Below are 19,796 nucleotides of genomic sequence, written 5' to 3'. Positions count from 1 at the left end.
CGTGTCCTCGAATGGCATCCCGAACCCCCCAGCGCAAAACGCGCCAAACTGTTCGCGATGTCCTCGCACACCTGTTCGCGATGTCCCCGGTCCAAACACCCCCAAGTGGGGGAGATGTCCGGCAGGACAGAGGGGGGCGCGAAGGATCGCTGCCGTGCGCTTTGTTCCGAACTGACGTCAATAGTGACCGCTCAGCGATCGCTCACCCGCCGGTGGCGATGGTCAGCACCTTGAACGGCGTGGTGATGACGATTTCGGCGACCGAGCCGACGGCCTTGCCGAGGCCCTGGCCGAGATTGTCGAGCTGGGCCGGCGCTGTTTCTTCGGAGGCGAGGCCCGCCGGGGCGCGCAGGCGGTCGCCGAGCAGCTGCACCAGGAACGGGTTGTCGGCGAATTTGGCGTGGTTCAGCCGGTCGCCGCCCTTGGTTTTGGTCAGGTCGACCACCGAGACGCCATAGCTGGCGAGGTCGGCCGCGTCGCCATAGTCGCCGACGCGCGGCTTGTCGCCGGAGATCAGGGTCGACAGCCTGAGCGCCCGGTCGTCGCCCGAAAGCAGCACGGCGAACGGCTTGTCGGGCTTGCCGTAACGGATCATCTGCTTCTTGAACACGTCGACGTCGATGTCGGGCGAAGCCAGAATGACGTAGCCGAGCTTGCCGCCGAGGTCGCGGTCGCCGGTGATGGCAAGCTGGCGCAACGCTTCCATCGTCACCCAGGTCCCCATCGAATGGGCAATGATGTCGATGCTCTTGGCGCGGCTCCTGGCGAGCATGCGCAGCGTCGCTTCGAGATCGTCGCGCGCCGCATTGGCGCTTTCCTTGTCGTAGATGTAGCCGGTCGTCTTGCCGCTCGACGCCCACGAAAACAGCACCGGCGTTCCCGGGTATTTGGTGTCGTGCGCGATCTGCGTCAGCCGGTAGATGCCGTCGTCGAAGCCGTTGTTGAAGCCGTGCACGAAAACCAGCGCGCGGTCGCCGCGCATCGCGATATCGGCGCCGACCGACTTGGCGAACTGCGGCGCGCCTTCGTAGAAGGTGACGCCGGTCGCCGTGAAATCCTTCGCCGGATTGCTGTTGGCCGAGCCCTTGACCCGCTCGATGGCGCCGAGCTGGTGGATTTTGGGCACCGTCACCTCGACGCTGGCAAAGCTGGTGGTCGGCGAACGGTCGCCGTCGAACACCTGCCGGGGCTCTTTCGTTGCCTTTTGCCGGGTTGTGGCGACGAAGATCTTATGCGTTGCCGCAATGTCGGAAGCAGGCACGGTGATCGTCGTCTTGTTGAGCAAGTCGTGCGTATTCTGGCCGGCGCAGCCGGCAACCGCGAGCGCGAACGCAACGACGAGAGAGATCTTCGAAGGCACGATCACGCGGGCTCCCGCAAAGGCGACGTCGAGCCGGAGACGTCTTGGCCTATTCGATAGAGGCAGAGGCCGGCACGGTCCAGTTCAAACTGTTCCGATGGTGCGGCAATGGTCAACGATAACTGCCGCGCAATGCAGCTATTGTCCGACCGAGGCGATACGGTCGGTCACCTCGCGGTCGCTGGCAAACCCGTCATCCTCGCGCAGCTTCTGGCCGATCAACTGCACCAATTCCGGATTGTCGGCGAATTTGGTGTGGTTGAAGCGGTCGGCTCCCTTGACGCTGGAGAGGTCGACGACCGACACGCCATAGCTGGCAAGGTCGGCGGCATCCTTGTAGTCGCCGACCCGCGGCCGCGCGCCGGCGATCAGGCCGGAGAGCCGCAGCGCCCGGTCGTCGTCGGAGAGCAGCAGGATGAACGGCTTGTCCGGCTTGCCGTAGCGGCGCATCTGGCTCTTGAACACGTCGACGTCGATGTCGGGCGAGGCCAGCACGACATCGCCGAGCTTGCCGCCGAGATCGCGGTCGCCGGTGATGGCGAGCTGGCGCAGCGCCTCCATGGTGACCCAGGTCCCCAGCGAATGGGCGACGATGTCGATGCGCCGCGCGCCGGTCTGCGCCAGCATTCTCAGCGTCACTTCCAGCTGGTCGCGGGCAACGCTGGCGCTTTCCTTGTCGTAGACGTAGTCGGTGGTCTTGGCGCCCGACGCCCAGGAAAACAGCACCGGCGTGCCCGGATAGCCGGAATCATGGGTGATCTGGGTGACGCGGTAGACCGCGTCGTCGAAGCCGGTGTTGTAGCCGTGGACGAAGACCATGACGCGGCCGCCGCGCGCCGCGATGTCGGCGCTGAGCGCGCTGGAGAATTTCGGCTGGGTGTCGTAGCCGACGACCTCGGAAGCCATGAAGTATTTGGCCGGATCGTCCGACTTGCCGCGCGAGCGCCGCTCGATCTGGCCTGTCTTGTGGATGCCCGGGACGGTGACGTTGACGCGGGCATAGTTCAGCGTCGCCGACCGCTCGCCGTCGAAGACCTTGTTGGGATCGTCGGAGCGCTTGCGCGTGGTGGCGATGAAGATCGAGTGGTTGCCGGCGATTTCCGTCACCGGCACCGCCATCATGGCGCTGCCGAGCAGTTCCTCGGTTTGGCGGCCGCCGCAGCCGGCGAGCAGCGCGGCAAGGACAATGATGCAAATCGTCTTCAAGGGCACTTAAGCAATTCCACTCCGGCCTAACCAAAGGCCCATCCACCTCCGCCGCACCTCCCGGACAGGCGAAGTGCGGCAGAAGTAAGTCGCAGGCGCCGAAATGCGCTCAGCGCCTCGCGACTGCCATCGCAGTGTTGCGCGAAAGCCAGAACGGCGGCAGGAAGGCCGGAATGTTGGAAAAGGGCAGCACTTCCGGCTTCAGCCTTATGCCGAGCACGTCGGTCATGAAGGCGCGGCGCGCCTCGATGCGGCGCCAGGCCTCGGGATAGCGCGCGGCGATCTCTTCGCGCAGCGCCTCGTCGGCCAGCGCGATGCCGTCCTCGATGTTGGTGGTGAAATAATCGGTGCCGGTGGCCGGGATGATGTCGACCTGCAAGGCCATGCCCGACTTCAACCTGATGTCGGAGCCGGAAAATACTGGCGAATGCATCCATTCGTCGATATGGACGAGATGGCCGGGATTGAGCGACACGCCGAAGAACGGATCGCCGATGCGCTCGTGCACCGCTTGCCACAGCGCGCCGCCGGGAACGCCGATGCCGACCGTCTCATACCAATCGACGACGGCGCAGAAATAGGGCGCGACCAGCTTCTCGACATAGTCCTGGATGCCCCTTGGAAGCTCGGCTGCGTCCTCGACCAGAAAACCGGCGCGGGCGTTGAGCGAGCCATGGATGCCGTAGGCCATGGTGATCGGGTCGCCGCGCTTGATGACGTCAAGACGCGGGCTTGGCAGGCCATAGGGCGCCCGCTTGCCGGCAGACAGCATCGGGTGACAGCATTGCGGCAGGCCGTTGATGCCCATCAGCCGCGCCGCCTGCAATTCGGTCATGCCGGGTTCGATGCCTTGCAGCACATTGCGCAGCCCCTGAGAGGAATAGGTCGCGGCGAATTCGAACGCGGCCAACTGGTCGGCCTCGTTGATGGCGCGCAGGCCGCCGGCAGGGTTCATCAAAAGGTTCGCCGCGTTGACGATCACGCCCCTGTCGCCGGCAAGGCTGCGCAACGTGTCGGCGATGAAGGACGGCAGGTCGAGCGTCGTTTCGCCAAAACCGGCATCGCCGGGGCCGAACGGCTTCCAGCCGATGGCGCCGATGCGCAGGCCGGCTTTCAGGCCACAATCGACGAGGATGTCGGCCAGCGATTGCGAGCGGTCGCGCGGCTGCGCCGGCAGCGAAAACGTCTGGTAGAGCACGCGCTCATACGGTCCGTCGCAGATCTCGGCATAGCCCCAGCCCTCATTGCCGACCAGCAATTTCGGCGGCTTGCCGGCAACGATGACCAGCAGCGTCTCCTCGAAGCGCGGATCGTAGCCGCAGAGATAGGCGACATTGGCCGCATGTTCGCGGTCGCCATAGACGACGAAGGCATCGAACCCGCCGCGCGCGACCAGTGCCGCTATGCGGGCCTCATAGGTGGCGCGCGTAACCAGCGGCATCACCGTCGGCTCGCCGAACTCCGGCAGCGACACGGTTTTCTGGGCCACCGATGCGACAGGCATGAATAGACGCTCCTAACGGCCAACGAGGTTTTGGGAACACCCTTTCGGGGTGGCCGGACAATGGCTTCGCGAGGCCGGATATGCAATAGCGGGACCGAATTCGCCTAGCCTGTGGGGGTGCTCTTGCCATGACCAGTTTCTCCTCTCGCGTTGCTGCCGCCGCTGCCGCGATCCGCGAGATCTTTCCGGAAACGCCGCTGCAAGAAAACGACTATCTGTCGAAGAAGACTGGCGCGCGGGTGCTGCTGAAGCGCGAGGACCTGACGCCGGTGCGCTCCTACAAGATCCGCGGCGCCTTCAACTTCTTCCGCAAGACGCTCGCCGCCGGTAACGCTGCCGAGCTGTTCGTCTGCGCTTCGGCCGGCAATCACGCGCAGGGCTTTGCCTTCGTCTGCCGCCATTTCGGCAAAAAGGGCGTCGTCTTCATGCCGGTGACGACGCCGCAGCAGAAGATCGACAAGACGCGGCTGTTCGGCGGCGAATTCGTTGAGATCAGGCTGGTCGGCGATTTCTTCGACGACTGCTATCGCGCAGCACTCGAATTCACCGAAACTGCCGGCGCACACATGGTGCCGCCTTTCGACCATAGGGACATCATCGAAGGGCAGGCGACCGTCGCCTACGAGATATCAGGCCAGATGCCCGGCGCGCGCATGGCTGATATCGTCATGCTGCCCGTCGGCGGCGGCGGCCTGGCCGCCGGCGTCACCCATTATTTCGCCGACCAGCACCGCGAGACACGTTTCATCTTTTGCGAGCCGGCCGGCGCCCCGAGCCTGAGCGAGAGCCTTGCCGCCGGAAAGCGGGTCAAGCTCGCCAAGGTCGACAATTTCGTCGACGGCGCGGCGGTGGCCGAGATCGGCCGCGAGCCGTTGCGCCACCTCAGGGAGTTTGCCGCCGACACCGTGCGGCTGATCCCGGAAAACCGGCTCTGCGCAACCATGATCGAAATGCTCAATGTCGAAGGCGTCGTGCTGGAGCCGGCCGGCGCGCTGGCGATCGATGCGCTCAAGGATTTTTCCAGGAAGGAAATCAGGGGCAAGACTGTCGTCGCCGTGGTGTCGGGCGGCAATTTCGATTTCGAGCGGCTGCCGGATGTGAAGGAACGGGCGCTGCGCTTCGAGGGCTTGAAGAAGTACTTCATCATCCGCTTTCCGCAGCGGCCCGGCGCGCTGCGCGATTTCCTCGAATTGCTTGGTCCCGACGACGACATCGCCCGCTTCGAATATCTGAAGAAATCGGCGCGCAATTTCGGTTCGGTGCTGATCGGCATTGAAAGCAAGGACCGCCGCAATTTCGATCTGCTCAAGGCGAATTTCGACGCCGAGAGCGTCCATTACCAGGACATCACCGACAACGAGACGCTCGCCGGGTTCATCATATGAGCAGCAACGATCTTCCGAGCACTCAGGGGAACGTTTTTATCGCGCTGTTTTCCGGCATCAATGTCGGCGGCAACCGCATCGTCAAGATGGCGGAACTCAGGTCGTTCTTCGAGCAGCTCGGCTTCTCCGCTGTCGCCACCTATGTGCAGAGCGGCAATGCCGTGTTCCGGTCGCCGGACGGCGATGCGACGATGCTGACCAGGCGGTTGGAAGCGGAATTCGAGAAGAAATGGGGGTTCCATTCGCGCATCATGGTGCGCGATCTCGGCTGGCTCGAGCGGCTGGCGGCGGACAATCCCTACCCGGAAGTGGCCGGCGAGCCGACGAAGCTGCACGCCTATGCGCTGGAGCGCCAGCCGACCGCCGAAGAGGTCGCCCGGCTGGCGGAAAAATGCACCGGGCCCGAACGCTTCGAGATCAAGGGCGACGTGCTCTATTTGCACGCACCTGACGGGATCGGCAAATCGGTGTTTGCCAACCTCATCCCGCGCGTTCTGAAGGTGCCGGGCACGGCGCGTAATTGGCGCACCGTGCTGGCGCTGCTCGAGATGGCCAAGGCCAGCGGTTGACAGGTCGCCTACGCGGCCGGAGCGCGTCGCCAGTCGAATGCCAGCTCTTCACGGAAGGCGAAGCGCTTGATGTGCTCGGCGACGACCGTTTCCAGGCGCTCGAGCGAGCCGGCTTCATCGGTCGTCACCGCAATGTGCAGCGCAGCCGGGTCGGCATCGAGAACCGTGCGGCCGAGCGTCAGATCGATGCTGCCGTGGTTCGGGTCGAATTCGACGGGAAACTTGTGCGCCCAATGTTTGCACAGCTGCTGCAGATAGCGGCTGGCATGTTCGGTGGCGACGTCGACATGGCTGCTCGGCATGAATGAATTCTCCCTGGGAATGCGGACGCGAAAACCGAACCGGGGCCCGCCTGCGTCCGCTCAACACGGCGTGATCGGCTACCAGCTGCCGGTGTTCGGCATCGACGCCCACGGCTCGGCCTTCGGCTTTGCCGGACCTTTCTGCAACAGCTCGATCGAGATGCCGTCCGGCGATTTGACGAACGCCATGTTGCCATCGCGCGGCGGCCGGTTGATGGTGACGCCATTGTCCATCAGCCGCTGGCAGGTGGCGTAGATGTCGTCGACCTCATAGGCGAGATGGCCGAAGTTGCGGCCGCCCTTGTAGTCTTCCGGATCCCAATTGTAGGTCAGCTCGACCAGCGGTGCCTTTTCGGAGATGCCGCTTCGCTCGTCTTCGGGCGCGGCGAGGAAGATCAGCGTATAGCGGCCTTGCTCGTTTTCATGGCGGCGCACTTCCTTGAGGCCAAGCTTGTTGCAGTAGAAATCCAGCGAAGTATCGATGTCGGCGATGCGGACCATGGTGTGCAGATAGCGCATGATTTCCTCCTTATGTTGCGTTGCGGCGCAACATAGGGGCGGCCCGGCCAAAGGGCAATTGGCCACGCCTGCCGGCGCCGGCAAACGGCAAATCCGCTATTCCTGTACGGAACCGTGAAAAAAGGCACGTCAGGTCTTGCACACACCGGAAGCCGCGGTGTTAATCTGATACCAAGAATCAGTTGCAGTGTTTCTTGAAAAAAGGGGGCGTTCTTATGGGGGAAAAGGCCTCTTTCATGGGGCGGGACGGGGCCGGTAACGATGCGTTGAAGCGGGATGAGAGCGCCGATACGGCCGATCTCGTCGAAATCGCTGGCGCCATCAAATGGTTCGACGTGGCCAAGGGCTACGGTTTCATCCTTCCCGATGATGGTACTTCGGGCGACATCCTCCTCCATGTGACATGCCTTCGAAAGGACGGTTTTCAGACCGCCCTGGAAGGCGCCCGCGTCGTCTGCCTGGTCAAGCAGGGCGAGCGCGGGCTGCAGGCCTTCCGCGTGCTCTCGATGGATGTCTCTACGGCGGTGCATCCGGCGGAGCTGCAGGAGCAGCGCACCCATGTCGCGGTGACGCCGGAAAGCGGCCTCGAACGGGCGCTGGTGAAATGGTTCAACCGCACCAAGGGGTTCGGCTTTCTGACCCGGGGCGAGGGCACCGAGGACATTTTCGTCCACATGGAGACGCTGCGCCGCTACGGCATCACCGAACTCCGGCCGGGCCAGGTGGTGCTGGTCCGCTTCGGACGCGGCGACAAAGGCCTTATGGCTGCCGAAATTCACCCCGATATGGGTACCTTGCCGGTCTCGCATTAAGGCGTGTTGATATTCAGGTGAGGCCGGCCTGCAAATGGCGATTTCCTGCGCTTCCGGTGCTCACGTACTTTGAGTACGCTCCGCTCCGGTTCTCGGAAAGCGTCATTTTCGACTCGGCCTGACCTGAATCTCAACACACCTTGGACGATTTCCGGTCGAGGATTTTGCATGGCTCACAGGAACCGGGTGACGGCGGGCGCGCTCTGCGCCGGGATTTTCCTCATCGTCGCCGCAAGTGCGTTCTTCTATTTTCAGCAACCGAGTTCGGCCGACGGCAAGGCGATGATCCTTCCCGTCGACCCGGCGCCGCTTGTCGCGGTGACGAAGGCCGGCGAGCGTTCTTTTTCCGTCGAAATTGCCGACACGCCCGCCGAGCGCGAGGCTGGCCTGATGTTCCGCCGGCACATGGCCGACAATCACGGCATGCTGTTCGTGTTCGGTGCGCCGCAGGATGTGAGCTTCTGGATGAAGAACACGCCGATGCCGCTCGACCTGGTCTTCGTCGGCCAGGACGGCCGGATCCGGGCGATCAAGCAAGGCGAGCCGCAGTCGGAGGCGATCATCTCGCCGGACGAGCCGGTGCGCTTCGTGCTCGAGCTCAAGGCAGGCACCGCAGCCAAAAAGGGCCTTAAGAACGGCGACCTGCTGCGCCATCCGGCCATAGGCACCGCGCCCGGGCCGGCCATGCCGCCGCCCGACAAGGGCGATGCGCCGAATGTCGATTCCGACTGAACGGGCAGGATCTTCGGCCGATGCAGTTCTTCTCCCATGACGGTTTCGACCTTGCTTTCCTTGACCGCCAGCCGGCATCGGGGCAGGGCGATCCGGTGCTGATGATCCACGGCTTCGCCTCGAGCCATTACGTCAACTGGGTGTCGCCCGGCTGGTTCAAGACGCTGAACGATGCCGGCTACCGTGCCATCGCCTTTGACAATCGCGGCCATGGCTCGTCGTCGAAGAGCTATGACGAAGCCGACTACACGCCGGCAAAAATGGCGTCCGACGCGGCAGCGCTTTTGAACCATCTCGGCATCGAACGCGCCCATGTCATGGGGTACTCGATGGGCGCGCGCATATCGGCCTTCCTGGCGCTCTCCGACCCGGACAAGGTGGCGACGCTGGTCTTCGGTGGGCTCGGCATCGGCATGGTCGACGGTGTCGGCGACTGGGATCCGATAGCCGACGCCCTCCTGGCCGAGGATCCCGCAGGCACCAGCGACCCGCGCGGCCGCTCGTTCCGCGCCTTCGCCGATCAGACCCGCAGCGATCGCCGGGCGCTCGCCGCCTGCATCGTCACCTCGCGCGAATTGCTGAGCGAGGCCGACATCGCCCGCATTGCCCAGCCGACGCTGATCGCCGTCGGCACCAAGGACGACATCGGCGGCTCGCCGGATGAACTCGCCGCGTTGATGCCCAACGCCAGGGCGTTTCACATCGAAGGTCGCGACCACATGCTGGCGGTCGGCGACAAGACCTTCAAGCAGCGCGTGCTGGAGTTTTATGCCGAGCATCCGTTTTGATGGATGGCTCCCCAAAGGCGGCCATTGGGCCTGAAGCTGGGGTTCTTAGCGGTTTTGCAACGATACAGGAGTAAATAAGCGTGACGCGCGGATCGGTTCAACTCCGCCACGCGCTAAACAGGGCTGGGGGTACGATGGCACAATGGGGAAGAAGCGACGCCGCTTTGCCGGGCGTCGTTGCGAAAAGCACCTTCGGCGAATGGTCCGTTGTTCTAGCGCTGGCCGCATTGGCGACAGGGGCGATTGCGATCACCGCGTTGATAGCAATGCCGAGCGACGCGTCCCCACTGCTCCAGAACAGTGCGACCGGCTTCTTCGCCGCGGTATTTTTCCTGGCCGGGCCATTGGCGCATCTTACCGGCGTGGTCTTCGGGTTGATGGCGCTGGGTCGTCCAAACGACAATCGTGTGCTCGGCCTGGCTGGCATCGTGGTCAACGGCGCGTCGCTTGCGGCCGGGGTGTTCATGTTGTGGGCAATGGCATCGACGATCGGCGCGTTCACCTGATTTCGGGCCGATATCCCGGACGCAAGCGAGCGACGCGTCGGGCTACGATCCGCGCGGGCTGTACCCCAGCGTCCTGAGCGACCGCGCCATGTTATGCCGGGCCTGGGTTTCGAAGCGCCGGCGGAATTCCTCGCTGTGGAAGATATGCGGACGAGCGAGGAAGCCCTTCAGGACTGCGGCACGGCCGACTCGCCAAATCGGCTCATCGACCCACTGATATTCGCGGCGGACCGCCTGTTCATAAGCGTCGAACACGTCAGGCGCGGCACCCAGGATCGCCAGGTCCATGTCGAGGAACAGCGCCGCGTCACGAACGGAATGCTGGTCGCCAAGGGGCGGCAATTCGTGGCCGGCGGTCGCAGTGATCATCGCCGCGATGCGACCGATGCGTTGTGCGTCGGCGCGGCCGGCAAGCTTCTCCTCGGCAAGTGCGGCACTCCTCGCCTCATTGTCCTTGGCGCGGCTGTCGTAGATCGCGTCGTGGAACCAGATCGCCGCTTCGACTGCTTCAGGATCGTGCAGCAACGTCTTGTAATCATTGGCCAGCGCCAGCATCGCCTGGATGTGGCCAAGGTCGTGGTAGTGGCGATCTTCGGCCTCATAGAGCGCGGAAAGCTCGCGCTTCAGGGTCTCGTCCATCAAGGTTGCGTTTTCCATGGCTGCTTGAAATTCCGCGAACCAAATCCATTTGACGAAGCACTAAGGAAAATTGAGTTCACCCGTGCTATGATCTGGCTTATAGGTGCGGCCGGAGAATAGGCAAGCCGCCAACCCGAGACATTGGATGGCCGAGACATTGGATGGCCGGAGACATCAGATGAACAGCGTTACGATTTCCCGTCCCACCAGGGTGCAGCCGGTAGATCCGATCTGGCGTTCGATCCGCGACGAAGCGATGGAAGCGGTCAACCGCGATCCGCTGCTGGCGGCGTTCCTTTATTCGACCATCCTCAACCAGGAAAACCTGGAGGAAGCGGTTATCCACCGGCTGGCCGAGCGCCTCGCCCACCAGGACATCGGCTCCGACCTCATCCGCCAGACATTCAAGGCGATGGCGGCCGACGACAAGGACTGGGCGACGACGGTGCGCGTCGATATCCAGGCTTATTACGACCGCGATCCGGCCTGCGACCGCTTCATCATGCCGGTGCTCTACTTCAAGGGTTTTCATGCCATCCAGACGCACCGGCTGGCGCATTGGCTGTGGAACCAGGGCCGCCAGGATTTCGCGCTGTATCTGCAGAGCCGGTCGTCCTCGGTGTTCCAGACCGACATCAATCCGGCAGCCCGCATCGGCAAGGGCATCTTCCTCGACCACGCCACCGGCCTCGTCGTCGGCCAGACGGCGGTGATCGAGGACGACGTGTCGATCCTGCACGGCGTCACGCTGGGCGGCACCGGCAAGGCCGGTGGCGACCGCCATCCCAAGATCCGCTACGGCGTGCTGATCGGCGCCGGCGCCAAGATCCTCGGCAACATCGAGATCGGCCATTGTTCGAAGATCGCGGCCGGCTCGGTGGTGCTGTCGCCGGTACCGCACAACAAGACGGTTGCCGGCGTGCCGGCCCGCGTCGTCGGCGAGACCGGCTGCGACCAGCCCTCGCGCCAGATGGACCAGCTGTTGCCATCGCAGACGATGGACCACGTCGTCAGCTTCGACATCTGAGCGCTCGGGCAGGGGGCTGAATTCCTGCTCCCCTATGCCGGCTTGCCTTTACATGGCCATTGTCGACGTGCCAGAAGCGCGCTCACCAATGCATGTCGCCCAAAAGTGCCCAGCGGTTTTGGGATAGCGACATGCATGAAGAAGGATTCAAAGCGCGTCGCATCGATCTCTTCAGACGCGACGCACTTTAGCAAGCGACGATCGGAGAAGACTGTTGAAGCCGGACGAAATCAGAAAGCTGGACGCCTATTTCAAGCGCACTTTCCAGAACCCCAAACTCGAAGTGAAGGCGCGGCCGCGCAAGGAAGATTCGGCCGAGGTCTATGTCGGCGACGAGTTCCTCGGCATCGTCTTCAAGGACGAGGACGACGGCGATTATAATTTCTCGATGGCGATCCTCGACATCGATCTGGCCTGAGCCGGGAGTTTAGCTGGCCGGACCTGCTTGTTGCAGGCGGATCGCCTGATGGCGGAGCGCAAACCTCGGGGACTGGCTGGAGCATCCCCAACTTCGTCATCCCAGGGCGGAGCAAGGAGCGAAGCGACGAGGCGCAGACCCTGGGATCCATGCCGTTACCCCGCGGCAGTGCTCCGCTCTGACCAGAATTGAATGCTTCTTGGCACCGGCTGGGCGTCCTCTACCAACCTGTTCCGCGAAAAAGTTCGAACCACTCAGGGTTGGTCTTCTCGATCAGTTCGATCTTCCACTGGCATGGCCAGCGCTTCAGCGACTTCTCGCGCTGGATGGCGTCGCGAATGTCGAAATGTTCCTCGTACCAGACCAGACGCTGTACGCCGTAGCGGCTGGTGAAGCGCGAGCCTTCGCCAGATTTGTGCTCCGGCATGCGGCCGAGATCGTTGGTGACACCGATGTAGATCGTGCCGCGCTTCTGGCTTGCAGCCATGTAGGCATAGCCGGTCATGGTTGAAGGGTAGCTTGCGCCGGCGCCGACGCAGTGCCGTTCTGAACCGCTGCATTCCTCGGCTGAGGTAACGGCATGGATCCTAGGGTCTCCGCGACGTCGCTTCGCTCCTGCTCCGCCCTAGGATGACGAAGGCGTGGTGGGCCTACAGCTAATCGCAAACCCTGGAGATTGGTAGCCCGATTGGCGGGGCTCCAGCCCACAGCCCTTCAGGCCGGTCAAAGGATCAAGCTACCGCCCAGTCTTCAGCACACGCGCTGCCTCGTCCGAAATCGCCGCGTCGAGCGCCTGCCAGTCGCCGAGGAATTCCCGGGGGAAGCGGTAGGTGAGGCTGAGATTGTCGCCGACCAGGATGTCGCGCTCGCAGGGCGCCAGCGATTCGTCCGCGCTCGGGCCGCTCAGGCAGCGGGCGACGAACGGATCCCTGCCGGGGCGGTCGGCGACCGCCAGCACTTCGTTGAGATAGCCTGATTTTTCGCTGAAGGCGTAAAGCGTGGTGCCGCCAGGGCCGGGCGTACCCGGCTTGGCGATCAGCGCGCTGTAAATCGGCGCGAAGCGGCCGCTCATGTCGCGCGACATCATCTGCGGCTCGAACGACAGGAAGACAATGTCCTTGCTGGGTCCGGTGTGGTTGAAGTCGTTGCGGGCAGCCTCGCTGTAGCCGTCCATCTCGGGATAGCGCAGATAGAGGTCGAGCCGCGAGGCGATGCCGTCGCGCCGGGCCTGGGCAAAGCGGATGACGTTGGCCGGCACGGCGATGATGTTGTTGCCGATGACGACTTTGTGGACCGTGGTGTCGTCGGTGTACCCGGCCATGGCGATCGAGCGGCCGAACCATTTGCCGCCAAGGCTGATCGCCACCGAAAGCAGCGCCAGCGTCGCGAACGCATAAAACACCCGCTTCATCAGCGTCGAATCGACGACGCTGAGTTGCGGGCCCTCTGTGGCGGTTGCCTGCTTCATCGTGACCCTCGTTTACCGTCCCGTCGGGTGTACCTGAGCGGCACATCTCGGCGCGGCACGGCTCTTGCTTCGCAGCTTTTGCAGGCGACTGTGCGATTTCACGGTAAACGGAGGGTAAAGATGGCCGGTCGAACAAATCATATTCAGTTTTATGGCTGGGCTGACGGCTTGCGGCCTGGTCGGATCGGCGATGGAGCTGGTCGCCGGCCGCAAGCTTGCCTTCATCCAGCCCTATGTGTCGTCGAAGCACATGCTGCGCTCGCTCGCCGCGACGGCTTGCGCCGGGCCGCTGATGTTCGCCAACGAGGCGCTGGACGCTTGGCGCGAGCGTCGCATCTCGGTGCTGGGGCTGATCTCCTGCGGTTGTACTGCGACCATCTGGGCGCTGGCACTGGGCATGGTGGTGATCGCCATTGCGTCCTGGGCGGCTTCGCTTCTAGGGTCTGGCAGCTTGTCGGTGTGAGACGATCTGGAGACAGCAATGCCGATCTATGCGATTGACGGAAAAGCGCCCGCCTTCGAGGACGCCGACAGCAACTGGATCGCGCCCGACGCCACTCTGATCGGCAATATCAGGATCGGCCGCAATGCCGGCTTCTGGTTCGGTGTCGTCGTCCGCTGCGACGACGAGCCGATCGTCATCGGCGCCGACACCAACGTGCAGGAGCACACAATCATGCACACCGACGCCGGCTTTCCGCTGACCGTCGGCCAAGGCTGCACGATCGGCCACCGTGCCCTGCTGCATGGCTGCACCATCGGCGACAACAGCCTGATCGGCATGGGCGCCATCGTGCTGAACGGCGCGAAGATCGGCAACAACTCGCTGGTCGGCGCCGGTGCGCTGGTCACCGAAGGCAAGAAATTTCCCGACAATTCGCTGATCGTCGGCTCGCCCGCGCGCGTCGTCAGGATGCTCGACGAGGCCGCAATCGCCAGGCTGCGCGCCTCGGCCGCGCATTATGTGGCCAACGGCAGGCGGTTCAGGGCGGGGCTGAAGAAGGTCTAGCCGACCCAGAAATGGTGGAGCCGGGCCCAACGATACCGAAAGCATAGCCCCTTCCAAGTCAAACCGGCTGGGCGGTCGGCCGGAACAAGATCTCGTTGATATCGACGTCCTCGGGCTCGTTGATCGCGAAGGCGACCGTGCGGGCAAACGTATCTGGCCCCACGGCGATCTTGCTCACGAAGTCCCTGGTGCCCTGCTGGATATCCTGCTCGCTGATATGCTCGAGCAACTCTGTGCTGACAGCGCCCGGCGAGATCACGGTGGTGCGGATATTGTAGGGTTTGACCTCTTTCCGCAGACCCTCGGACAGCGCACGCACGGCGAACTTGGTGGCGCAATAGACCGCCGCACCCGGGTCGACCACATGGCCGTATACGGACGAGACATTGATGATGTGCCCCGATCGCTGCTCCTTCATGTACGGAAGCGCGGCCGCGATGCCGTAAAGGACGCCCTTGATGTTGACGTCGATCATCCGGTCCCATTCGTCGACCTTGAGCCGTTCGAGCGGGGCCAACGGCATGAGGCCCGCATTGTTGAGCATCACGTCGATGCGGCCGAATTCCCGGACCGCTGTGTTCACCAGGTTCTGGACCTGACCGGCGTCGGTGACGTCCGTAGTGACGGCCTTGGCTTTGAACCCAGCGGCGGTCAGTTCCTGGACAAGTGCGTCGATGCGGTGTGACCGGCGTGCACCCAGGACCACGGAAGCGCCTCGCGCGGCAAGATGGCGTGCCGTCGCTTCACCGAGGCCACTGCTGGCACCGGTGATGACGACGACCTTGTTCTCGATTCCTTCGGACATGCGATTCTCCTAGACATGAATTGAAAGAGTTCAGGTGCGGGGGCCGGCCGAGGCAGCGAGCAAGGCCGAGCCCGTGAGCAGGACGGCCGCGAGAAGGAAGGCGCTCCACCAGCCGGCCGCGTCGAACAGCAGGCCTCCTGCGATAGCGCCGCCCGCGATCGCGAGCTGGATCAGGGCAACCTGCAGTCCGCCGCCGGCCTCCAGGTCTTCAGGGATGAGCGCGGTCATCCAGGTGTTCCACGCCACCGGGATCGGAGTCGCGAACAATCCCCAAAGAACCAGCAGGCCGGCCGTCGCGCCAGCAAACGGTCCAAAGGCAATCAGCAGTAGAGCGAAGACCGCGAGTGCACTCGGCAGCCCGATCAGCACGGCTGTGAGGTGCCGCCGGAGTATGAGGCCGATGATCGACAGTCCCGCCACGCCACCAAGGCCGACGCCCAACAGAGCCATTGAGAGGGTGTTGACCTCGAGGCCCGTCACGCTTTCCAGAAACGGCCGCAGATAGATCGAGAGCGCGTTCTGCCCGATGAAAGCGAGCCCGGTCGCGCCCATGCCGATGGCGAATCTGCGATTCCGCAGCAGGCCGAACATGCTCGACACCGAGGCGGCCTCCATGGGTGGCATCTTCGGGAGAACGGCGAACTGCCACACGAGCGCCGCGAGGCCGATGGGGACAGTCACGAAAAAAGTTCCCCGCCATCCGATCAGCGATCCGAGGAGGCTGCCGACGGGCGCAGCGATCACCAATGCGAAGGCGGTGCCGCCCTGGAGCAAGGCAATGGCCTTGGGCAGGTCGGGTCCCGCGGCCAGGCGGGCCAGAATGGCCGTCGACAGTGACCAGAAACCGCCGATCGCGATGCCGACCAGCGCCCGCCCGGCCAGGAAGACCAGGAAGTTGGGAGCAAGCGCCACCGCCAGGCTCGATGCGGCCAGCACTGCCGTATAGAGCAGAACCACCGTCCGTCGATCGACGTTTCGCAACAGCGAGTTGCCGAAGAGGCTGGTAACCACGGCGAAGAATCCGGATACCGCGATTGCCTGGCCGGCCTGACCCTCGGAGACGGCCAGATCCTGAGCGATCGGGGTGAGCAGGCTCACCGGCAGGAACTCCAGTCCGACCAGAAGGAAGGTCAGCAGCGACAGGCAGACCACCGCAGACCATGGGGTCGTCGTGCTGTCGCCTGCTGCGGCCTCGCCCAGCGCGAGTTCAATGGTCATAAGGCAGTCTCCTGTCCGTTGCCGAACTAGTAGTCGAGCTGGCCAAATGCGACTAGCGGGTATAATTTTGATGTGGTTGTGAATGAGGCTCATCAATGCCACGCGACGAGTTCGCCGAAATGCGCGCGTTCCTGGAGATCACCCGGACGCGGAGCTTTACCCGAGCAGCCGCCAAGCTCGGCGTCACTCCTTCGGCTCTTAGCCACACCATCAAGTCGCTGGAGTCGCGGCTTGGTGTTCGTCTTCTGTCTCGCACCACGCGCGACGTGGCCCCGACGGCGGCCGGTCAACGCCTCAAGGAAGGCATCGAACCGCACTTCGAAGGGATCGCGGCTGAGGTCAGCGCTCTCGGCGTCCTGCGCGACAGGCCGTCCGGCAACATTCGCCTGGTGTGCACCGACGATTCGGTCGACATCGTCTTCCGCGCCCGGCTGCCAAAGTTCCTGAGCGACTTCCCCGATATCAATGTCGAGCTGGTGGTCGACAACGCCTTCACCAACATCGTCGAGCGCCAGTTCGACGCCGGTGTGCGGCTGGGCGAGTCCATTGCCCGGGACATGGTAGCCGTGCGCATCGGAGCCGACGTGACCTACACTGTCGTCGGCTCACCCCATTACTTCGCCCACCGGTCGCCGCCTGAGACACCGCAGGAGCTGACCGACCATAACTGCATCAACTACCGGCTGCCGACGTCAGGATCGGTCTATGCCTGGGAATTGCGGGACGGAGCGCGCGAGTTCAGCGCTCGGGTCGAGGGGCAACTGACGCTTAACAACATGGGGCCGGCGATCCAGGCCGCGCTTGACGGAGTAGGCTTGGCCTATCTGCCGCGCGAACTCGTCCTTCCACACATTGAGAGTGGCCTTCTCCAGGAAGTCCTGACCAAATGGTGCCCGACGTTCCAGGGTTACCACCTGTACTATCCAAGCCGACGCCATCCCTCTCCGGCGTTTTCCGCCTTTGTCGACGCGTTCCGTATCAGGGGCAAGTAACGGCGTTTCGACGGCAAACGGCAGCTCGTATCTCATAAACGATCGTGAGACAGCTTGGATGATAAAGCGCAATTGGAGGCAAAGCGGAGATAACTGTACCGAGATGTGTTCCGCCGGAAATGGTGGAGCCGGCCCGGGGACGGGGCCGGCTCCTTAAACCCGGTCGTTGGGGACGGGGAGGGTGGGGACTCGACCGGGTTTTGCGTCGCGTCCTTAGCGGACGCTGGCGACCGCGTCGGAGCGGCCGTCGTTGATCGTCACCCAGGCGCCGGAATTCCGCTCGGACTGGCGCTTCAGGTAGGTGTAGCCGGTATTGGTCCAGGACAGCACCTTGGGCTGCAGATTGTCGAGGATGAACTCGCCAAGGCTGGTGCGCACGGTCAGCACCGCATGGCCGTCGCCATTGCGCTGGCGCACCACCGTCATCAGCAGATCGCCGGCCGGCACGCCGATGCTCATCAGCTCGCGGCGCTTTTCCAGCGCATAGTCCTCGCAGTCGCCGAAGCCGCTATTGGGAAAGGACCAGACTTCCTCCTTGCCCCACATTTCCATGTCGGTGCGCGGCGCGACCTTGCTGTTGACCGAATTGTTGATCCTGACGATCGTCGCCCACAGCTTGCGGGTGAGCTCGACGGGTGCCCGGCCAGGCGTCCTCTGATTGCATTCCTGCGGAAGCTGCTGGCACAATTCGTAGTGACCGACCGGCTGCGTGGTGCGGCCGCCGGTGTGCATGAAGGCCGGCTCCGCCGCGTTTACAGTCCCCCAGCCGAAAAGCTGCATCGCTATTGCCGCCAGCAACAGCTTGCCCCTCATCCTGTTCATTATTCAGTCTCCCCGTTTGAGGAGACAATGACACGGCTGGATTTATTTGACGCAAAAGCGCGAAGTAGACATTAAGTAAAACGCCCATAGAATAAACATAAAATTTGACGCAATTGAGTATAGAATTGTTTAAGGATTCTAGCCGGGTGCGTTCCCATGCTTCGTCGCGCCGTTCGAACAGCTAGGATGGTAGGACAGAGGGGGCGCGAAGGATCGCAAGCCTCTTCCCGATGGCGCTAAGGCTTCTGCGTCAGCCGCGCGGTGAGCTGAATTCGGTATCGAGCGTTTCCGGCCGCTGGATGACGGCGAACTCGATGGCGACGCCATCTTCGAAATGACGCACTATCTGGCCGCGCATGGTGCCCAGCGTCACCTGGACGCCGATGGCCGGCTTGACGTCGATCTCGATCGCCGCGCCCGACAGCGACAGGTCGATGATGCGGCACTGGTACTGGCGTCCGTCGGCAAGCTGCAGCACGCTCGTCGGGTTGCGCGGTGCGACGCGTTCATGGCGGCGGTCTTCCGGCAGGTCGAGCTCGTGCTTGTTGGCAAGCCAGGTCAGTTGCGCGGCGAGCTTGTCCCTCTTGCGGTCGGACGCGATGACGGTCATCGCAAAGCCATCCTGCAGGGTGCGGGTGATGACGCCTTCGATGCGGCCGATGTGATCGATATAGGCAATGACCTTTTCGCCAGCCAGGCCGGCGCGCTCGGTGCGCAGCGCAACGTTGCCGGGCGACATGTCGACCACCTGGCAGGGATGTTCGGTGCGGTCTTCCAGCATGAAGCGTCCGTAAATTTTCACGCGGACGCGCTGAAAGTTACGCCTTTCAGCTTGGGACGGCGCATGGTCGACCGCCGCTGACCTCATCACTGCCATACCCCATTCGGCATTCCGCGCATGGATGCGGGGAATTTCAGCGGAAAACTACAACAAAGCAGGTTAACAAAGGGGAAAGCCCGGCGCTGTTGCTTTAAGCTTTGGGCATCATTCCTCGCGTCCGCCGTCGAAGACGACCAGGTGACGGATGCGGCGGGCCTGGCCGAGCGCCGAAATCGTCTCGGGCGGGTCGAATTCCGACGGGGCGAGCGAGGGAACCTCTATCGCCGGCCGGTTCTTCAGGAACATCGGCTCCTTGTCGGGATCGACGACACGGATCGAATCGATCAACGCGTCGAGAACCGGGTCGGCACCCAGCCAGAAGGGTTTTTCGACGGCGCTTATCACGCCGAGGCAGCGCGGGCTCTCGACCCCGCCGTCGAGCGGCAGCGCGAGCAGCTCGAACCTGTTGGACCGGCCGTTGCGGCTGAAACCCTCATAGGTGATGAGCATCACCGATTTCAGGTCGAAGACGCCGTCGGTCAGCTTCGAGATCAGCCGCTGGTCCTTCTCGCGCCACAGCGAAGGGAATGAAAACCCCTTGAGTTCGCGACCATAGACCGCGCAAAGCCTGGTGCCGGCCAGCCGGAACACCGCTTCGCCGCGCGTGTCCTTTTCCAGGATGAACGTGTCGGCCAGCAGCGACTTGATATCCGCGGGTTCGACTTCCGAGCGCTTCGGGGCAGGGCGTCCGTCACGCAACCGGTTCCAATAATGGAACAGCGTGATCGATCCGGTCTGGTTCATGCTAATGCTGCTCCGCGCATTCTGTCTTCTGATGTCCCATCGGTGAACAGAAGGGCGCCCTCCGAAGACCTACATGCGTTGCGGAGCAGGA

General features: G+C 63.3%; 24 protein-coding genes. 11 read left to right on the top strand and 13 right to left on the bottom strand.

The genetic code is table 11. The annotated features are described in order from the left end of the window. Positions 1 to 202: 202 nt before the first annotated feature. The 3 genes from NKI19_RS26185 to NKI19_RS26175 all read right to left on the bottom strand — a co-directional run bounded on the left by NKI19_RS26185 (position 203) and on the right by NKI19_RS26175 (position 4,070). Complete coding sequence (locus NKI19_RS26185) at positions 203 to 1,366, bottom strand: alpha/beta hydrolase (protein ID WP_352492564.1); 1,164 nt, start codon at positions 1,364 to 1,366, stop codon at positions 203 to 205. A 132-nt stretch (positions 1,367 to 1,498) separates the two neighbouring features. Then, entirely contained in the window at positions 1,499 to 2,572 is a 1,074-nt protein-coding gene (locus NKI19_RS26180) for an alpha/beta hydrolase (RefSeq protein ID WP_254817699.1), read from the bottom strand. Positions 2,573 to 2,675: 103 nt separating this feature from the next. Next, positions 2,676 to 4,070, bottom strand: coding sequence for a hypothetical protein (locus NKI19_RS26175; RefSeq protein WP_352566640.1), 1,395 nt, complete (start codon positions 4,068 to 4,070; stop codon positions 2,676 to 2,678). Between the two features lie 128 nt (positions 4,071 to 4,198). Here NKI19_RS26175 and ilvA point away from each other — a divergent pair, with 128 nt between their 5' ends. Both ilvA and NKI19_RS26165 read left to right on the top strand, forming a co-directional pair. Further along, positions 4,199 to 5,455: a threonine ammonia-lyase IlvA gene (gene ilvA, locus NKI19_RS26170; protein ID WP_352492562.1), complete on the top strand. Its 1,257-nt coding sequence runs from the start codon at positions 4,199 to 4,201 to the stop codon at positions 5,453 to 5,455. After that, positions 5,452 to 6,024, top strand: a complete 573-nt coding sequence (locus NKI19_RS26165) for a DUF1697 domain-containing protein (RefSeq protein WP_352492561.1) — start codon at positions 5,452 to 5,454, stop codon at positions 6,022 to 6,024. Before ilvA ends, NKI19_RS26165 begins: the two co-directional genes overlap by 4 nt. A gap of 8 nt (positions 6,025 to 6,032) precedes the next feature. Here the strand turns inward: NKI19_RS26165 and NKI19_RS26160 are convergent, their stop codons facing one another. Together NKI19_RS26160 and gloA are read right to left on the bottom strand one after the other, a co-directional pair. Continuing rightward, positions 6,033 to 6,326 carry a DUF2218 domain-containing protein gene (locus NKI19_RS26160; RefSeq protein WP_352492560.1) on the bottom strand — a complete coding sequence of 98 codons (294 nt, stop codon included), beginning with the start codon at positions 6,324 to 6,326 and terminating at the stop codon, positions 6,033 to 6,035. Between the two features lie 78 nt (positions 6,327 to 6,404). Next, positions 6,405 to 6,845 (bottom strand): lactoylglutathione lyase, encoded by a 441-nt coding sequence (gene gloA / locus NKI19_RS26155; RefSeq protein WP_352492559.1) that lies wholly within the window; start codon positions 6,843 to 6,845, stop codon positions 6,405 to 6,407. Between the two features lie 215 nt (positions 6,846 to 7,060). Between gloA and NKI19_RS26150 the strand changes: the two genes are divergently transcribed. The 4 genes from NKI19_RS26150 (at position 7,061) to NKI19_RS26135 (ending at position 9,683) form a co-directional block, all read left to right on the top strand. Continuing rightward, complete coding sequence (locus tag NKI19_RS26150) at positions 7,061 to 7,657, top strand: cold-shock protein (RefSeq protein WP_473555752.1); 597 nt, start codon at positions 7,061 to 7,063, stop codon at positions 7,655 to 7,657. Between the two features lie 168 nt (positions 7,658 to 7,825). After that, on the top strand, positions 7,826 to 8,389 hold the full coding sequence (locus NKI19_RS26145; protein WP_352492557.1) for a DUF192 domain-containing protein: 564 nt from the start codon (positions 7,826 to 7,828) through the stop codon (positions 8,387 to 8,389). Positions 8,390 to 8,409: 20 nt separating this feature from the next. Then, on the top strand, positions 8,410 to 9,177 hold the full coding sequence (locus tag NKI19_RS26140; protein WP_352566638.1) for an alpha/beta fold hydrolase: 768 nt from the start codon (positions 8,410 to 8,412) through the stop codon (positions 9,175 to 9,177). A 134-nt stretch (positions 9,178 to 9,311) separates the two neighbouring features. Then, on the top strand, positions 9,312 to 9,683 hold the full coding sequence (locus tag NKI19_RS26135; RefSeq protein WP_352492555.1) for a hypothetical protein: 372 nt from the start codon (positions 9,312 to 9,314) through the stop codon (positions 9,681 to 9,683). 42 nt (positions 9,684 to 9,725) lie between these two features. Here the strand turns inward: NKI19_RS26135 and NKI19_RS26130 are convergent, their stop codons facing one another. Continuing rightward, positions 9,726 to 10,340, bottom strand: a complete 615-nt coding sequence (locus NKI19_RS26130) for an HD domain-containing protein (protein ID WP_352492554.1) — start codon at positions 10,338 to 10,340, stop codon at positions 9,726 to 9,728. A 160-nt stretch (positions 10,341 to 10,500) separates the two neighbouring features. Here NKI19_RS26130 and cysE point away from each other — a divergent pair, with 160 nt between their 5' ends. Further along, on the top strand, positions 10,501 to 11,349 hold the full coding sequence (gene cysE / locus NKI19_RS26125) for a serine O-acetyltransferase (RefSeq protein ID WP_292664820.1): 849 nt from the start codon (positions 10,501 to 10,503) through the stop codon (positions 11,347 to 11,349). A 214-nt stretch (positions 11,350 to 11,563) separates the two neighbouring features. After that, positions 11,564 to 11,767: a DUF3126 family protein gene (locus NKI19_RS26120; protein ID WP_023674799.1), complete on the top strand. Its 204-nt coding sequence runs from the start codon at positions 11,564 to 11,566 to the stop codon at positions 11,765 to 11,767. A gap of 220 nt (positions 11,768 to 11,987) precedes the next feature. On the opposite strand, the gene NKI19_RS26115 is transcribed toward NKI19_RS26120, so the two are convergent. Together NKI19_RS26115 and NKI19_RS26110 are read right to left on the bottom strand one after the other, a co-directional pair. Then, on the bottom strand, positions 11,988 to 12,272 hold the full coding sequence (locus tag NKI19_RS26115; RefSeq protein WP_352492553.1) for a GIY-YIG nuclease family protein: 285 nt from the start codon (positions 12,270 to 12,272) through the stop codon (positions 11,988 to 11,990). A 231-nt stretch (positions 12,273 to 12,503) separates the two neighbouring features. Beyond that, a complete protein-coding gene (locus NKI19_RS26110) occupies positions 12,504 to 13,235 on the bottom strand; it encodes a hypothetical protein (protein WP_352492552.1) in 732 nt (243 codons plus the stop codon). A 136-nt stretch (positions 13,236 to 13,371) separates the two neighbouring features. On the opposite strand from NKI19_RS26110, the gene NKI19_RS26105 reads away from it, so the two are divergent. Both NKI19_RS26105 and NKI19_RS26100 read left to right on the top strand, forming a co-directional pair. Beyond that, positions 13,372 to 13,698 carry a DUF6949 family protein gene (locus NKI19_RS26105; RefSeq protein ID WP_502899337.1) on the top strand — a complete coding sequence of 109 codons (327 nt, stop codon included), beginning with the start codon at positions 13,372 to 13,374 and terminating at the stop codon, positions 13,696 to 13,698. Positions 13,699 to 13,716: 18 nt separating this feature from the next. Then, positions 13,717 to 14,244, top strand: a complete 528-nt coding sequence (locus NKI19_RS26100; protein ID WP_352492550.1) for a gamma carbonic anhydrase family protein — start codon at positions 13,717 to 13,719, stop codon at positions 14,242 to 14,244. A gap of 58 nt (positions 14,245 to 14,302) precedes the next feature. On the opposite strand, the gene NKI19_RS26095 is transcribed toward NKI19_RS26100, so the two are convergent. Continuing rightward, a complete protein-coding gene (locus tag NKI19_RS26095; RefSeq protein ID WP_352566636.1) occupies positions 14,303 to 15,049 on the bottom strand; it encodes an SDR family oxidoreductase in 747 nt (248 codons plus the stop codon). A gap of 30 nt (positions 15,050 to 15,079) precedes the next feature. Continuing rightward, positions 15,080 to 16,267, bottom strand: coding sequence for an MFS transporter (locus NKI19_RS26090; protein ID WP_352492548.1), 1,188 nt, complete (start codon positions 16,265 to 16,267; stop codon positions 15,080 to 15,082). A 95-nt stretch (positions 16,268 to 16,362) separates the two neighbouring features. On the opposite strand from NKI19_RS26090, the gene NKI19_RS26085 reads away from it, so the two are divergent. Then, on the top strand, positions 16,363 to 17,259 hold the full coding sequence (locus NKI19_RS26085) for a LysR family transcriptional regulator (protein WP_352492547.1): 897 nt from the start codon (positions 16,363 to 16,365) through the stop codon (positions 17,257 to 17,259). A 213-nt stretch (positions 17,260 to 17,472) separates the two neighbouring features. Here the strand turns inward: NKI19_RS26085 and NKI19_RS26080 are convergent, their stop codons facing one another. From NKI19_RS26080 to NKI19_RS26070, 3 genes are all read right to left on the bottom strand, one after another. Continuing rightward, positions 17,473 to 18,072, bottom strand: coding sequence for a transglutaminase-like cysteine peptidase (locus tag NKI19_RS26080; protein WP_352492566.1), 600 nt, complete (start codon positions 18,070 to 18,072; stop codon positions 17,473 to 17,475). Between the two features lie 259 nt (positions 18,073 to 18,331). Continuing rightward, positions 18,332 to 18,949 (bottom strand): PilZ domain-containing protein, encoded by a 618-nt coding sequence (locus tag NKI19_RS26075; RefSeq protein WP_352492546.1) that lies wholly within the window; start codon positions 18,947 to 18,949, stop codon positions 18,332 to 18,334. 117 nt (positions 18,950 to 19,066) lie between these two features. Continuing rightward, positions 19,067 to 19,705, bottom strand: a complete 639-nt coding sequence (locus tag NKI19_RS26070) for a PAS domain-containing protein (RefSeq protein ID WP_352492545.1) — start codon at positions 19,703 to 19,705, stop codon at positions 19,067 to 19,069. Positions 19,706 to 19,796: the final 91 nt, after the last annotated feature.

The organism is Mesorhizobium sp. M0751, assembly GCF_040320265.1.
GTDB lineage: Bacteria > Pseudomonadota > Alphaproteobacteria > Rhizobiales > Rhizobiaceae > Mesorhizobium.
This window is presented reverse-complemented; position numbering and strand designations above follow the sequence as displayed.